We start from the raw sequence: 15005 nt of genomic DNA on the forward strand, positions 1-15005 counted from the left end.
AGCAGACACGGGGAGACCGGATGGCAGACGGACGCGAGCGGTTGCTCGACTCGCTCGATGTTGCGCTGGGCGCCGTCGATGCCCGGTACGCGGCGGCCTACCCGGGACTCGGACCCGCTCGGCAACCCGTCCACACCGTGTACGTGCCCGTCGACCGGTACGACGCCGGCACGGTGCTCTCCTGGGGCGCGCAGGCGCGGGACACGTTCTCCCGGTACATCTCCGGAGCAGACGATCTCGCGGAACTGATCGGCGTCGAACCCGCTCTCGCCCGCGCCGTCCTGCCCCTGGTCGAAGCGAAACTCGCCACGGAACCGATCGAAGACCTGCGAATCGATTTCGAGGACGGTTTCCCCCAATCCGGCATCGCACCCGGCGCACGCGACGCCGACGAAGACGCCCATCTCGTGCGCGCCGCCGAAGCGCTCCGGAGCACGCCGGACCCGACACCCTTCTCCGGCATCCGCGTGAAATGCCTCGAACCTGCCGTCCGGGCACGCGCGGTACGCACCCTGGACATGTTCATCGGAGAACTTGCCGACGACGGTTGTCTCCCTGACGGATTCGTCGTCACGTTGCCGAAGGTGTCGGCACCGGAACAGGTCGCGGCGATGGTCACTGTGTGCGAATTTCTCGAGACCACGCACGGGCTCACCTCGCCGCTGCGCTTCGAGATCCAGATCGAGACGCCACAGGCTGTCTGCGGACCCGACGGCACCGCGCAGGTGGCGGCGATGATCCACGCCGCGCAGGGGCGATGCTCCGGGCTGCACTACGGCACCTACGACTATTCGGCGGCCTGCGGCATCGCCGCCGAATACCAGGCGATGGATCACCCGGTTGCGGACCACGCCAAGGCGACCATGCAGGTCGCCGCGGCCGGCACCGGCGTGCACCTGTCGGACGGCTCGACCAACCGCCTCCCCGTCGGCACCGCCGACGAGGTGCGCGCCGCGTGGGCGCTGCACGCCCGGCTCGTCGATCGGTCGCTGCGCCGCGGCTTCTACCAGGGCTGGGACCTCCATCCCGCACAATTGCCCACCCGCTATGCCGCGACCTTCGCGTTCTACCGCCGCTCGTTCCCGTCCGCAGCGGAACGGATCGCGGCCTACTCGGCCCGCACCGACAGCGGTTTCCTCGACGAACCCGCCACCGCGAGGGCACTCGCGTCGTTCCTGCATCGTGGCCTCGGCTGCGGCGCCCTCACCGACGCCGAAGTGCACGAGCACGCCGGAATCACGCCGGATCGGCTACGAGCACTGGCCGGCTTCGGCGCTCAGGAAGGACGATTCGAATGAGCACCGTCATCCGGGCCCGCCGCGCCGTGGTCGGCGATCGTGAGCGTGCGTGCGCCGTGGTCATCCGGGACGGGCGGATCGCCGCCGTCGAGGACTATGCGGCACCGGTGCCCGGGGCACGCGAGGTGATCCTCGCCGACGACGAAGCGCTGCTTCCCGGCCTCGTCGACACCCACGTGCACGTCAACGACCCGGGCCGCGCCGAGTGGGAAGGATTCGCGAGCGCAACCCGCGCCGCCGCCGCCGGTGGGGTCACCACGTTGATCGACATGCCGCTCAATTCCATTCCGTCGACCGTGGACGTGGCTGCGCTCGCCGTCAAGCAGAAAGTCGCCGCCGGCCAGGTGACCGTGGATGTCGGGTTCTGGGGCGGCGCGATCCCCGGCAATCTCGCGGATCTCGAACCCCTCTGGGACGCCGGTGTATACGGATTCAAATGCTTCCTCGCGTATTCCGGACTCGACGAATATCCCCCGCTGGACCGGGACCAGATGATCGCAGCGATGCGCGTCATCGCCGGATTCGACGGCCTGCTCATCGTCCACGCGGAGGACGGCCCCACGCTCGACGCCCAGCCTGCCCCGTCGGGTCGCCGCTACACCGATTTCTTGCACTCGCGTCCGCCCGTCGCCGAGGCGCGGGCGATCGCGCAGGTGATCGACGGTGCCGCCGAAACAGGGTGTCGCGTCCACATTCTGCACCTCTCGGACGCCGGGAGCCTGCCGCTCGTCGCCGCAGCGAAGGACGCGGGAGTTCGCATCACCGTGGAGACGTGCCCGCACTACCTGGCGTTGTTCAGTGAGGAAATCCTCGACGGCTCGACACATTTCAAATGCTGTCCGCCGATCCGGGAGGCCACCAACCGCGAAGGCCTGTGGCGAGGCTTGGCGGACGGCACGATCGACTGCGTCGTGTCCGATCATTCACCGTGCACCCCCGAACTGAAGAAACTGGGGATCGGCGACTTCGGGGAAGCGTGGGGCGGAATCTCCTCGTTGCAACTGGGACTGCCGATCGTGTGGTCGGAAGGACGGCGGCGCGGACACTCCCTCGTGGACGTGACGCGGTGGATGGCCCGCAACACCGCCGCCCTGGCCGGACTACCCGACCGCGGCGACATCGCCGTCGGCAACACGGCCGACCTGTGCGTCCTCGCCCCCGACGACGCATTCGTGGTCTTCCCCGACAAACTCCACCACCGCAACGCCGTCACCCCCTATGCCGAAATGGCGCTGGCGGGTGTCGTGCGGCAGACATGGCTGGCCGGCGAACCCCTCACGGTCACCGGTGATCGCCGCCACGACCCTGCTCCTCGCGCTCGACTGCTGTCCCGGAAGGACATTCGATGACATCGCCCGATTTCCGGCAACTTCCCGACCTCGCCTCCCGCGAACTGACCGGCTCGGTGATGTACGCCAACGACGAGTTGTTCGCCCAGCGTGAGAATCTCATCGCGCCGGGCCCGGCGCTGCACGATCTGTCCGCCTTCGGGCACAAGGGAAAGGTGTACGACGGCTGGGAAACCCGCAGGCGGCGCGAACCCGGACACGATGTCGCCATCGTGCGTCTCGGTGTCCCGGGCGTGATCCGAGGCGTGGTGATCGACACGGCGTGGTTCACCGGCAACTTTCCACCGTTCGCGTCGGTCGACGCCGTATGCCTCGAGGGATATCCCGGTGTCGCCGACCTCCTCGATGCGCCCTGGGAACCCGTCGTCGACAAGGTGGCCCTGCTCGGTGACACCGCGAATGCCTTTGCCGTGGACAGCGAGCGACGCTGGACCCACGTGCGTCTCAACATCTTTCCCGACGGTGGCGTCGCCCGCTTCCGGGTCCACGGGGAAGTTCGCCCGGACCCGATGTTCCTCACCGGCACGATCGATCTCGCAGCACTCGAGAACGGCGGCGACATCGCGGACTGCTCGAACCGCTTCTACTCGTCGCCGCGCAACATCATCGCTCCCGGCAGGGCTGTGAACATGGGCGGTGGCTGGGAGAACGCACGACGGCGCGACGACGGGAACGACTACGTCGTGGTGCGCCTGGCCGGCACCGCACTGATCGACCACGTGGAGATCGACACGTCGTACTACGTCGGGAACGCGCCCGGGTGGGCACGACTGTCGGGCCTCCCGGACGGCTCGGACCCTGCCGACGCATCGGCGTTCGTCGAATTGCTCCCGAAGACTGCGCTGCTGCCCGATTGCCGGCACCGGTTCCGTGTGGATTCGAGCATGCCGCTCTCGTTCGTACGCTTGGACGTATATCCGGACGGAGGGATCTCACGGCTACGCGTGCACGGTCGCCTCGTGGACCAGGGCCTCACCCCGTGACTCCGAGTCACCGTCGCGGCACGCCCAGGTGTCCTAGGCTCAGCCCATGGCAGGTGCGGTGACGGAGGTACGGTCCCCCGAGGACCTGGTGACGGCGCTCGAATCGACCGGTTACCTCGCCGACGACGGCCTCGCGACCACGGCATTTCTGGCGATGCGGATGGGCCGGCCACTCTTCTGCGAGGGCGAACCCGGCACCGGGAAGACCTCCCTCGCGACGGCGCTGGCCGAGGCGCTCGACCTGCCGCTCGTCCGGTTGCAGTGCCACGAAGGCATCGACGCGTCGCAGGCACTCTACGACTGGGACTTTCCCCGGCAGTTGCTGCACCTGCGCACTCTCGAGGCCGCGAGCGGGGGCGCTCTGGACGCCGACACCGCAGAACGGTCCCTCTACACCGAGCGTTACCTGCTGACCCGGCCACTGCTGGCAGCCCTCACCGGCGCACCCTGTGTGCTGCTCGTCGACGAAATCGACCGTGCAGACGACGAATTCGAGGCGCTGCTGCTACAGGTGCTCGACGAGAACGCCGTGACGATTCCCGAACTCGGAGAGATCCGCGCGGCCGTGCCGCCGCTGACGGTGCTCACCTCCAACCGCACCCGGGAAGTGCACGACGCACTCAAACGCCGGTGCCTGTACCACTGGGTCGAACACCCGGACCTCGACCGCGAGATCGCCATCCTGCGTCGTCGCCTGCCTGATATCGACGCTTCCCTCGCCGCGCAGGTCGCGCACGCGGTCCACGCGCTGCGCGACTACGACCTGCTCAAACCGCCCGGGGTGGCGGAATCCCTCGACTGGGCCCGCGCGCTGCGTGAACTCGACCGCGAGGTGCTCGACGCCGCGACGGCAGCCGCGACACTCGGCGCCGTCCTGAAATACCGGGAAGACGTCGAGCGCGTCACGCGGGCCGGTCTCGAGCGGGTTCTCGCCGGATGACGACCGCGGCGCACGGCACGCTGGTGGGCTTCGCCGGGTTCACCCGCGCGCTCGCCGAGTCCGGCATGCCCGTGACTCCGGACGCCACCGACACGTATGTCCGGGCGCTCGGTGAACTCGACATCGGCGATCCGGCGCAGGTCTACTGGGCGGGACGGGCGACGTTGTGCCGCGACCCCGACGATCTACCCCGCTACGACGCGGCCTTCCGCAGCTGGTTCGGAGGCGCAGTGCCGAGCGTGTCGCGGACCCGGGGGCAGCGCACCCGTACCGCGCGGATCGCCGCGCTGACCCGGACGCAGGGAACAGTGGACGGCACGGGCGAAGATGCTCCCCAGTTGCAGGTCGCGGCCACCGACACCGAAGTGCTGCGGAATCGCGACATCGCGGACCTCACACCCGCCGAACGCGCTCACCTGACGGAGATGCTGACACTATTGCGGCCCCGTCCTCCTGTGCGGGCCGCCGCGCGGAGGCGTCCCTCCCGGGCCGGGCAGATGGACGCGCGACGCACCCTGCGGGCCATGCTCGCCGCGGGTGGCGAGGCGGTACGGCCCATGCGACACCGCAGGGCGACGCGGCCGCGCCGGGTGGTGCTGCTGATCGACGTGTCGGGCTCCATGGCTCCGTACGCCGACGCGCTGCTGCGGTTCGCGCACGTCGTCACCCGTTCCCACCCCGGCGGAACCGAGGTGTTCTCGCTCGGCACACGCATGACCCGGCTGTCGCGGGCACTGCGCGCCCGCGACCCCCAGCATGCCCTCGCCGCTGCCGCGCGCACCGTGCCCGACTGGGCCGGAGGCACTCGGCTCGGCGACACACTGCGCGCGTTCCTCGACCGCTGGGGACGCCGTGGGCTGGCGCGCGGCGCGGTCGTGGTCATCTTCTCGGACGGCTGGGAGCGCGGCGACCCTGTACTGCTCGGAGAGCAGATGGCACAACTGCGCAGGCTCGCGCACGCGGTCCTGTGGGTCAATCCGCACGCCGGCCACGCCGGGTACGAACCGATCCAATCGGGTATCTCGGTGGCATTGCCACATATCGATCGTCTGCTCGCGGGACACAGCCTCGCGACATTGGAAACATTGCTCGAGGAGGTCCATCGTGCGTGAGGTTCTCGACGAACTCGACCGCCGCTACCGGGCGGGCGAGGCCGTCGCGGTAGGCACCGTCGTGTCGACGTTCCGGTCCGCGCCGCGCCCGCCGGGAGCGTCGATGCTGGTCGCAGGAGACGGCACGGTGGCGGGCAGCGTGTCGGGCGGGTGCGTCGAGGGCGCGGTGTACGAACTGGCTCAGGACGTGATCGGTGACGGAACGCCGGTGCTCGAGCGGTACGGGGTATCCGACGACGACGCGTTCAGCGTGGGGTTGACGTGCGGTGGAATAATCGACGTCTTCGTCGAACGGATCGACAGCGCCGGATTTCCCTCCTTCGCCGACGTCGTCGCGTCGGTACGCGGCGGCGAACCGGTGGCGATCGCAACGGTCACCGAACATCCCGATCCGGCGGTCCTCGGGCGACGCCTGGTGGTGTGGCCGGACCGGGACGCCGGGACGCTGCCGTCCTCCCGGATGCACGATGCCGTCACCGACGACGCACGTGGCCTGCTCGACGTCGGACGATCCGGGACACTGCACTACGGCACCGACGGTGAGCGTCGCGGCGAGGGAATGTCGGTGTTCGTCAACGTCTTCCAGCCGCCACCCCGGTTGATCGTGTTCGGCGCAATCGATTTCGCCGCAGCGATGGCAGATCTGGGAACTTTCCTCGGGTACCGGGTCACGGTGTGCGACGCGCGCGGCGTCTTCGCAACCGAAGCGCGGTTCCCCGGTGCGGACGAAGTGATCGTGGACTGGCCGCACCGTTATCTCGCCGCCGAGGCCGACGCCGGACGGATCGACAAGCGCACCGTGATCACAGTTCTCACCCACGACCCCAAGTTCGATGTGCCTCTCCTGGAGGTCGCGCTCCGGCTCGACGTGGCGTACGTCGGCGCGATGGGGTCGCGCCGGACGCACGACGACCGGATGACCCGGTTGCGTGAAGCGGGGATGACGGACGACGACCTCGCGCGCCTGTCCTCACCGATCGGGCTGGATCTCGGGGCCCGGACCCCGCAGGAAACGGCGGTGTCGATCGCTGCCGAGATCATCGCCCTGCGGTGGGGTGGCGGCGGGCAGCGACTCGGGGAGACCGACGGACCGATCCACACCCACGACGAACCGGTCCGATCCGTAGATGGCGCCGCTCAGGGGCTCTGAACTTCCCCGGTGGTCTGCACGGGCAAGGGATGCTGCGCGGGCTTGCCGCTGCCTGCGAGGAGCGATCGGAAATCGTGTCCTATTGTTCGCTCACAAGAGCCGCCGAAGATATTTCCGGGGTACGGATATAGCGGATTGCCGCTGCGAAAGTGGCCAGTGCCAGCAACGTCAGGATGAGATAGAACGCCGTGAGGCCGATCATGTCCACCATCGACAGCACAAGCCCGACCGCGATACCGAGAACGCTCGACGCAAGACCGAACACGCCACCTATCGATCCGTACACCTGAGTGGGCGAGTACACGACGACGGCAAGGACGTAGTGCGAGAGTCCGACTCCGGTCGCGATTCCGAAAATCGCCACCCCGATCACGAATGCATACAGGTTGTCGATGTTCAGGATCGCTATTCCGGCAAGACCCAGCGTGCCGTACACCAGCACGATCCTGGCTTCCGGAAAGTCCGCCATTCGGCTGACGTATTGATTCCCCACATAGACCGTGACGTTGGAGACAGCCAAGATCAGCAGGGGCGCGGCAGCGTACGACTCGAACCGGAGCACGATGAGGGCGCCGATGAGCGTCGTGGGCAGCGCCGAAGCCAGGCACCTGAGAAGCAGCAACCGCCGCAACCGTCGAGCCCCGGATAGCCGTCACGCCCGCCGCCAGAGCCGCCATGGCAGTCCCGTCGGCGCGCGACACGGTACGTGGCCGTCCCCGGTCGATCCACAGGAGAGCCACAACAGGGGCAAAGGACGTGACGACGTAGAAGACGAGGAACAGGGTCACACCGTTCACCGAAATGATGCCGAACGCCGCTAACGGGCCGATTACACCCGTCATGTAGAAGAGCGTGTTCAGGGTGCCTCGGGCACGACGGCGGAAGTCCGGGAAGAGTTCGTTCAGGCCCACTTTCCATGCCGAGAGATAGCTGATGCTCGCGGTTGCGTTCACGACCAGGAGGATTCCCAGCAGAGCGAGCGGAAGCCGGCCGACGGCCAGCGAGGCGACAACAGCGAGAATCGAGGCGGACTGAGCAGCCAGGCCGATATAGAAGAACATGCGCCAACCGCGCATGTCGATCGCCGCACCGACGAAGGGCGCCAGGAGACCCGACACCGCGGTTGCCACCACCGAGAGCGCAACTGCGGCCGGGCCGTAGACCTGGACCAGCAGGAGCGGAGCGACTCCGACGAAAGCGGTCTCACCGATATTGTTGATCACGTTTCCTGCCGCAAACCGGCGGAATCGGGCGTCGGAGAGTGGGGGGACTTCGGCTGCGGTGGGTCGAGTCTCGTTATCGGACTGCATTGCGCCGTTCAGGTATTCGGTACGAGGAACCAACCACCACGGCCGGCGGCGCTGTCGGCCAGATCATAGACTTGGCACCGCGTTTTCGCCCACGGCCATGTGGCGCATCACCACCACCGGGATAATGTGCGCCGAAATCCACCGTGCCCGCGCATCACGAATCGGTCTACTTCGTCTCGTCGTCATCGGCACCTCGGTAGGATCCACACGATGCCGCCCGACGACCGAAATCGAGGGCCCCGGATGAATATTCGGCCGCGTGTCCGTCATCTTGCCGTGATCGTCACCGTGGGATTCGTCGGATTGGTCGTCGCCCCCGCGCCCGCGGTGGGCGACGGCATCCCTGGTGCGGCCGAGGGGCCGGCGCGTCCGGTCGGTGCCGGCAGCGCCCGCACCTACGTCACCCTCGACGCGGAGGGCACGCCTGCCACGGTCGGGGTGCGACTCGACGCGGCCGCACTCGACGGACTGCCGGACGGTGTATTGCCCGTCACCGAGGCGTACGTGCTCGACCTGCCCGCGGAGGCGAACGCGACGCCGTTCGACCACGTCACGGTCGACTGGAATTCTCGCGGTCACAACCCCGAACACGGTTTCGACGTACCGCATTTCGACGTGCATTTCTATCTGCTGGACAGGACCACGGTGGAGTCGATCCACCCGCTTGCCCCCGGCTATTTCCAGGCCGCCCCCCGTCTGCCGGACCCCCGGTATCTGCCCCCGGGGTACGCACCGGACGGGAATCCGCTGACAGCGACTGTCCCCGGCATGGGACTGCACTGGCTGGACACCACCGAGACGGAGCACCACTTCACCGAGTCGGTGCTCTACGGTTCGTGGGACGGCAAGCAGGCGTTCATCGAACCGATGATGACCCGGGAGTGGCTCGCGTCTCGGCCCACGATCGAGGAACCACTGCCTCAGCCCGCCGCGTACCAGCGTGCGGGCCTCTACCCGACCACCTATGCCGTGCGGTGGGACGAAGCGACGCAGACGTACACGGTCGAACTCGGCGGGCTCACGATGCGCGAGGCGTCGTAGGGCCCGGCCACCCGGTCGCACGAGCACTTGTGATGTTCGAGCCTGGTGCCGGTCAGAAGTACTGAGCACCGCCGTCCACGCCGAGATGCTGTCCGGTGACGAACGTCGATTCGGCGGAGGCGAGGAACGCCACCATATCCGCGACCTCCTCGGGTTCCGCCATGTATTTCTCGAGGAACGGGGTGGTCATCGACGCGAGCTTGGGGTTGGTCGCCGCGGTTTCGGCGATCCGTTCGCGCATGCTGCCGGAGCCCATCGGCGTGTTCACCGCACCCGGATGAACACTGTTGACACGGATGTTGTGCCGGCCCAGCTCGGCTGCGAAGGCGCGGGCCATCCCGGTCACCGCGTGCTTGCTGGTCGTGTAATGCACCATGAACGGCTGCATCTTCACGCCGGCCAGTGAACTGATGAGAATGATCGAGCCACCGCCACGCTCGATGAGGTGCGGTGCAGTCGCCGTGACGGTGTTCCACGTACCGGTGACGTTGATGTCGAGGGTATCGCGGAAACTGTTGGGGCTGATCTCGTCCCACGTCTCCGGAATGCAGATTCCGGCATTGGCGACGACGACATCGAGGCCACCGAATCGTGCCACGCCCTCCTGCGCGACCTCCTTCAGCACCTCGAGATCACGAGTGTCGCCCTGCACCAAGTGCGCCTTCCCGCCTTCGGCCTCGACGAGACGGCGCGTTTCGTCGAGATCGTCGAGTGTTGCGGACTCGTAGGGCACCCCGGGCAGCGGGCCCGCAATATCGACGCCGACGATTCGCGCGCCCTCACGCGCAAGCCGGACGGCATGTGCCCGTCCCTGACCTCGGGCCACACCGGTGATGAAAGCGATCTTGCCGTCGAATCGGCTCACAGACTGTTCTCCTCAGGTCGAATGTCGAGGGTCGTGTGACCCACGATCGGTCGGTTGCACGAGCACCTTGATGTCCGACCCGGTGCCGCCGGACAGTTCGCGCAGCTTCTCGTCGGCATCGTCGAGACCGACCACGGACGTCACCAGCGTGTCGACCCTGATGCGCCCGGCGGCAAGATGCGCCAGCGCCTCGCCGAAGTCGCGCTCGCTGTACGCGGTCGAGCCGACGATCGCGGTCTCGAAGATCGCCAACCGCATCAGCAGGAGTTCGGACGGCAACCCGGAAATCCCCACGATCACCAGACGACCCTGATATCCGAGGATGTCGACGGCATCCTGTGCGCAACTCGGATTTCCGCTGCACTCCAGTACCGCCCGGGGACCGTCGGCGAACAACGCGGCCGCGTCCTCGAGCACCCGGTCGGGCGTCGTCGTCCGCACGCCCGATCCGCTTGCGAGCGCACGGCGCGCATCGTGGGGCTCGACCACCAGCACATCGGTGATGCCCCTGGCACGGAGAACCTCGACGGCGAGCAGGCCGATCGGACCGGCACCGAACACCACGACCCCGTCGCCCGGTGCGACCTCGGCCCGCCCGACCGCGCGGACCGCCACCGCAAGCGGCTCGGTGAGCGCCGCGTCGCGCAAGGACACGGTGTCGGGGATCCGGTGCAGCATTCGGGACGGGACCGTGACCGATTCCGCGAGTCCGCCCGGCCGGCCCAGGCCCGGCCCTCGAACCACGCCGGTGAGACACACCCCGTCGTCGCTCCGGCACGCTGTGCAGTCGCCGCACTCGTCGATCGGCCGGACCGCCACCCGGTCACCGACCGCCCATCCGCGCACGTCGGCGGCGATTTCGCTCACCACCCCGGCGAACTCGTGCCCCAGCACGTGCCCGGTGAGCGGGTCCGGTGGGTCGAAGAACAGATGCAGATCCGACCCGCACACTCCGCAGTACGCCACGTCGATGCGGACCTCGCCCGGCGCAAGGGGCGAGTGGTCGACCTCGGTCACCGACAGCGTCCGTTCGGGGCCGATTACCGCTGCGATTCCCATCTGCGAGTTCCTCGTCTTCCTGGTCCACCCGAACTGCGGCGACCGATTTCGTCGATTCGGGTCATCGTGCCCCTCCGGTGACGCAAAGTGGCAGTGATCTCTATCACCGGAGTCGCTCGCGTCATGCACTGGAGGTTCGATGCGCATCACTGTCACCGTCGACGGAACGCCCTATACCGACGACGTGGAACCCCGCCTTCTGCTCGTGCACTATCTCAGAGACCGGCTGGGAAAAGTCGGGACGGTGGTCGGCTGCGACACGAGCAACTGCGGCGCGTGCACCGTCCTGCTCGACGGGCAGAGCGTCAAGTCGTGCTCGGTGCTCGCGGTACAGGCGGACGGGCAGGAGGTCACGACCGTCGAAGGACTGTCCGTCGACGGCTCCCTGCATCCCGTCCAGGAGGCATTCCGGGAGAAACATGCTCTGCAATGCGGGTTCTGCACGCCGGGAATGATCATGGCGACGATCGACCTGCTCGCGGACAACCCCGATCCCGACGACGAACAGGTGCGGCACAGCCTCGAGGGAAACCTCTGCCGCTGCACCGGATATCAGAACATCGTCGCCGCCGCACAGGACGCCGCGCAGCGCCTGCGCGAGGCACCGGCGGCAACGCAGGGAGGCACACGATGACGAGCACCGCCGAACCACGTACCGAATCCGAACTCGGCAGGGCACGCCGCCGCAAGGAAGACGAGCACCTCGTCACGGGCCGCACCCACTGGACCGACAACATCGTGCTCCCCGGCATGCTGCATGCGGCGATATTGCGTAGCCCGTTCGCACACGCACGCATCACCCACCTCGATGTGGACGAAGCGAAGAAGCAACCGGGTGTCGTCGCCGTCTACACCGGCGCGGATCTCGCGGAGGAACAGGGCAGCCTGCCGTGCGCCTGGCAGATCACCGAGGACATGCTGACGCCGCCCGCACCCGCGCTCGCCGTCGGCACCGTGAGGTTCGCGGGGGAGGCCGTGGCGGTCGTGGTCGCCCGCACCTACTACGAAGCGCACGACGCACTCGACGCGATCGATGTGGATTACGACGACCTGCCGGTCGTGCTCGACCTCGCGGCGGCCGCCGACGACACCGTTGTGCTCCACCCCGACCTCGGCACCAACCGCAGCGCGAAGTGGGTGTTCGATTCGGCGGAAGCCGGGAGCGGGAGCAACGTCGACGACACCCTCCGCGATGCGGAGGTCGTCGTGGAGCGGACCTTCCGCCAGCAGCGACTCATCCCGGCGTTCATGGAACCGCGCTCGGTGGTCGTCGACCCCACTGCCTCGCAGACCACGATGTGGTCGTCCACGCAGGTCCCGCACATCCTGAAACTGATGCTCGCGATGACACTCGGTATCCCCGAGCACACCCTGCGGGTGATCGCCCCGGACGTGGGTGGCGGATTCGGCGGCAAACTCCAGGTGACACCGGAAGAGGTGCTCACCCTGCTGATTGCGCGCCGGTTGCGCAAGCCCCTCAAGTACACCGAGACGCGCAGCGAATCGATGATGGCCGGGCATCACGGCCGCGACCAGATCCAGAAACTCACCATCGCGGCGAGACGCGACGGCACGGTCACGGGGCTGAAGGTGGACCTGCTGGCGGACATGGGCGCGTACCTGCGACTCGTCACGCCCGGCGTCCCGATCCTCGGGGCGTTCATGTTCAACGGCATCTACAAGTTCGACGCCTACCGATTCACCTGCACCAACGTGTTCACCAACAAGGTGCCCACCGATGCCTACCGCGGTGCGGGCCGCCCCGAGGCCACCTTCGCGATCGAACGCATCATGGACGAACTCGCCGTCGAACTGTCGATGGACCCGATCGAACTCCGGAAGAAGAACTGGATCGCGCACGAGGAGTTCCCGTTCGACACCGTCGCGGGCCTGACCTACGACTCCGGCAACTACGAGGCGGCCACCGCGAAAGCGCTCGAACTGCTGGACTACGACGGTCTGCGACGCGAACAGGCCGAGCGCCGGGAGCGCAAGGACCCGGTGCAACTGGGCATCGGGGTATCGACGTTCACCGAGATGTGCGGACTCGCCCCGTCGCGCGTCCTCGGTTCGCTGTCGTACGGGGCCGGAGGATGGGAGCACGCGGCGATCCGCATGCTGCCCACCGGCAAGGTCGAGGTGGTCACCGGCGCGTCCGCGCACGGCCAGGGACACGAGACGGCGTGGAGCCAGATCGTCGCCGATCGACTCGGAATCCCGTTCGAGGACATCGAGGTCCTGCACGGCGACACCCAGACGTCCCCACGGGGTCTCGACACCTACGGTTCACGGTCCCTCGCCGTCGGCGGAATCGCAGTGGTGAAGGCGGCCGAGAAGGTGGTGGCCAAGGCGCGGCCGATCGCCGCACACCTGATGGAGTGCGCGGAGGACGATCTCGACTTCACCGACGGACAGTTCCGGGTCAAGGGAACCGAGAAGTCGGTGGGGCTCACGGACATTGCGCTCGCCGTGTTCGCCGCGCACGACCTGCCCGACGGGATCGAACCGAACCTCGATTCGGAGGCGACCTACGACCCCGACAACTTCTCGTTCCCGCACGGCACCCACCTGTGCGCGATCGAGGTCGACACCGAGACGGGTCACGCCCGCATCCGGAAATACGTCTGCGTCGACGACATCGGGCACGTCGTCAATCCCCTCATCGTGGAGGGCCAGGTGCACGGAGGTCTGGCGCAGGGCATCGCCCAGGCACTGTACGAGGAAGCGGTGCACGACGAGTCGGGCACGTTGCTCAGCGGCTCGTTCGCCGAGTACCTGCTTCCCACGGCCGTGGATCTGCCGTCGTTCACCACCGACCGCACCGACACACCGGCTCCGGGGAATCCGTTGGGCGTCAAGGGAGTCGGCGAGGCCGGCACCATCGCGTCGACGCCGGCCGTGGTGAACGCGGTGCTCGACGCCGTACGGCAGTTCGGGGTCCGCGACATCACGATGCCGTGCACTCCGATGCGGGTGTGGCATGCCATTCGTTCTGCCCGCAGCGACGGGACGAGTACACAGGGAGGCACGCAATGATTCCGGCCGCGTTCGAATATTTCCGGCCCACCAGCCTCGAGGAGGCGGTCACGGCACTGCGCGATGCAGGCGAGGACTCGAAGATCATCGCAGGCGGCCAAAGCCTGATGCCGGTCCTGCGGTTGCGTCTGGCGGCACCGTCGGCGCTCGTCGACCTCGGCCGCGTCGCCGAACTGCGCGGCATCCGTGAGGAGGGCGACGAGATCGTGATCGGCGCGACCACCACGCACCACGAAGTTCTGCACGACCCGCTCGTCGCGCGGCACGCACGATTGCTCGCGGAGGCCACGGCCACCGTCGCGGACCCCCAGATCCGGCATCGGGGAACGCTCGGCGGGTCGTTGGCGCACGCCGATCCCGCCGGTGACCTCGCCGCTCCGGCCGTGGCTCTCGACGCGACGCTCCGGGTGGTCGGCCCCGCGGGCATTCGCACCCTGACGGCGGAAGAGTTCTTCCAGGACTACTTCACGACTGCGCTGGACGCCGGGGAAATCCTCGCGGAGATCCGCATTCCGAACCACACCGAGTGGGCCGCCCGGTACGAAAAGTTCCATCGCGCAGCACAACAATGGTCGATCGTCGGCGTCGCCGCGACCGTGTCGGTCGCGGGCGGCACCATCGAACGCGCCAAGGTGGCTCTGACCAACATGGCGGCGGTGCCGATCCGGGCGCGTGGTGTCGAAGAATCGCTCGTCGGGCAGCCCGCCACGGCGGACACGATCAGGGCGGCTGCGGAGCGCGCGACAGACGGCACCGACCCCATGACCGACGGAAACGCCGACGCCGAGTACCGCAGCCATCTGGCGCAGGTGCTCACTCGCCGGGCGGTGACGACAGCAACCGGAATCTGACGTTTCCGACA

General features: G+C 67.8%; 13 protein-coding genes. 10 read left to right on the top strand and 3 right to left on the bottom strand.

The window, feature by feature from the left end; all coding sequences use genetic code 11:
- Positions 1 to 20 precede the first annotated feature (20 nt).
- Genes ACFWBU_RS00280 through ACFWBU_RS00305 form a run of 6 tightly spaced genes read left to right on the top strand, consistent with a single transcriptional unit; the run spans position 21 to position 6832 of the window.
- The gene (locus ACFWBU_RS00280; RefSeq protein ID WP_378527120.1) at positions 21 to 1298 is read left to right on the top strand and encodes a DUF6986 family protein; all 1278 of its coding nucleotides are present in this window, start codon (positions 21 to 23) and stop codon (positions 1296 to 1298) included.
- Positions 1295 to 2647 carry an allantoinase AllB gene (gene allB / locus ACFWBU_RS00285; protein ID WP_296550351.1) on the top strand — a complete coding sequence of 451 codons (1353 nt, stop codon included), beginning with the start codon at positions 1295 to 1297 and terminating at the stop codon, positions 2645 to 2647. Before ACFWBU_RS00280 ends, allB begins: the two co-directional genes overlap by 4 nt.
- Positions 2644 to 3630 (top strand): allantoicase, encoded by a 987-nt coding sequence (gene alc / locus ACFWBU_RS00290; RefSeq protein WP_296550350.1) that lies wholly within the window; start codon positions 2644 to 2646, stop codon positions 3628 to 3630. The genes allB and alc overlap by 4 nt, the downstream gene beginning before the upstream one ends.
- 46 nt (positions 3631 to 3676) lie before the next feature.
- Complete coding sequence (locus ACFWBU_RS00295; protein WP_378527121.1) at positions 3677 to 4570, top strand: AAA family ATPase; 894 nt, start codon at positions 3677 to 3679, stop codon at positions 4568 to 4570.
- A complete protein-coding gene (locus ACFWBU_RS00300; RefSeq protein WP_378527122.1) occupies positions 4567 to 5682 on the top strand; it encodes a VWA domain-containing protein in 1116 nt (371 codons plus the stop codon). Before ACFWBU_RS00295 ends, ACFWBU_RS00300 begins: the two co-directional genes overlap by 4 nt.
- Positions 5675 to 6832 carry an XdhC/CoxI family protein gene (locus tag ACFWBU_RS00305; RefSeq protein WP_169621022.1) on the top strand — a complete coding sequence of 386 codons (1158 nt, stop codon included), beginning with the start codon at positions 5675 to 5677 and terminating at the stop codon, positions 6830 to 6832. The genes ACFWBU_RS00300 and ACFWBU_RS00305 overlap by 8 nt, the downstream gene beginning before the upstream one ends.
- Before the next feature lie 79 nt (positions 6833 to 6911).
- On the opposite strand, the gene ACFWBU_RS00310 is transcribed toward ACFWBU_RS00305, so the two are convergent.
- The gene (locus ACFWBU_RS00310) at positions 6912 to 7454 is read right to left on the bottom strand and encodes a hypothetical protein (protein ID WP_378527123.1); all 543 of its coding nucleotides are present in this window, start codon (positions 7452 to 7454) and stop codon (positions 6912 to 6914) included.
- A gap of 931 nt (positions 7455 to 8385) precedes the next feature.
- Between ACFWBU_RS00310 and ACFWBU_RS00315 the strand changes: the two genes are divergently transcribed.
- Positions 8386 to 9183 carry a DUF5602 domain-containing protein gene (locus tag ACFWBU_RS00315; protein ID WP_378527124.1) on the top strand — a complete coding sequence of 266 codons (798 nt, stop codon included), beginning with the start codon at positions 8386 to 8388 and terminating at the stop codon, positions 9181 to 9183.
- A 52-nt stretch (positions 9184 to 9235) separates the two neighbouring features.
- Here ACFWBU_RS00315 and ACFWBU_RS00320 read toward each other — a convergent pair whose 3' ends face one another.
- Entirely contained in the window at positions 9236 to 10048 is an 813-nt protein-coding gene (locus ACFWBU_RS00320; RefSeq protein WP_169621019.1) for a mycofactocin-coupled SDR family oxidoreductase, read from the bottom strand.
- 12 nt (positions 10049 to 10060) lie between these two features.
- Positions 10061 to 11107 (bottom strand): alcohol dehydrogenase catalytic domain-containing protein, encoded by a 1047-nt coding sequence (locus tag ACFWBU_RS00325; RefSeq protein ID WP_378527125.1) that lies wholly within the window; start codon positions 11105 to 11107, stop codon positions 10061 to 10063.
- A gap of 139 nt (positions 11108 to 11246) precedes the next feature.
- Between ACFWBU_RS00325 and ACFWBU_RS00330 the strand changes: the two genes are divergently transcribed.
- From ACFWBU_RS00330 to ACFWBU_RS00340, 3 genes are read left to right on the top strand one after another with little or no spacing between them, the layout of a single operon-like run.
- Complete coding sequence (locus tag ACFWBU_RS00330; protein WP_169621017.1) at positions 11247 to 11741, top strand: (2Fe-2S)-binding protein; 495 nt, start codon at positions 11247 to 11249, stop codon at positions 11739 to 11741.
- Entirely contained in the window at positions 11738 to 14143 is a 2406-nt protein-coding gene (locus ACFWBU_RS00335) for a xanthine dehydrogenase family protein molybdopterin-binding subunit (protein ID WP_378527126.1), read from the top strand. Before ACFWBU_RS00330 ends, ACFWBU_RS00335 begins: the two co-directional genes overlap by 4 nt.
- A complete protein-coding gene (locus tag ACFWBU_RS00340; RefSeq protein ID WP_378527127.1) occupies positions 14140 to 14994 on the top strand; it encodes an FAD binding domain-containing protein in 855 nt (284 codons plus the stop codon). Before ACFWBU_RS00335 ends, ACFWBU_RS00340 begins: the two co-directional genes overlap by 4 nt.
- The last annotated feature ends 11 nt before the right edge of the window (positions 14995 to 15005 follow it).

This window comes from Rhodococcus sp. NPDC060084 (assembly GCF_042730335.1).
In the GTDB taxonomy this organism is placed as follows: Bacteria; Actinomycetota; Actinomycetes; order Mycobacteriales; family Mycobacteriaceae; genus Rhodococcus.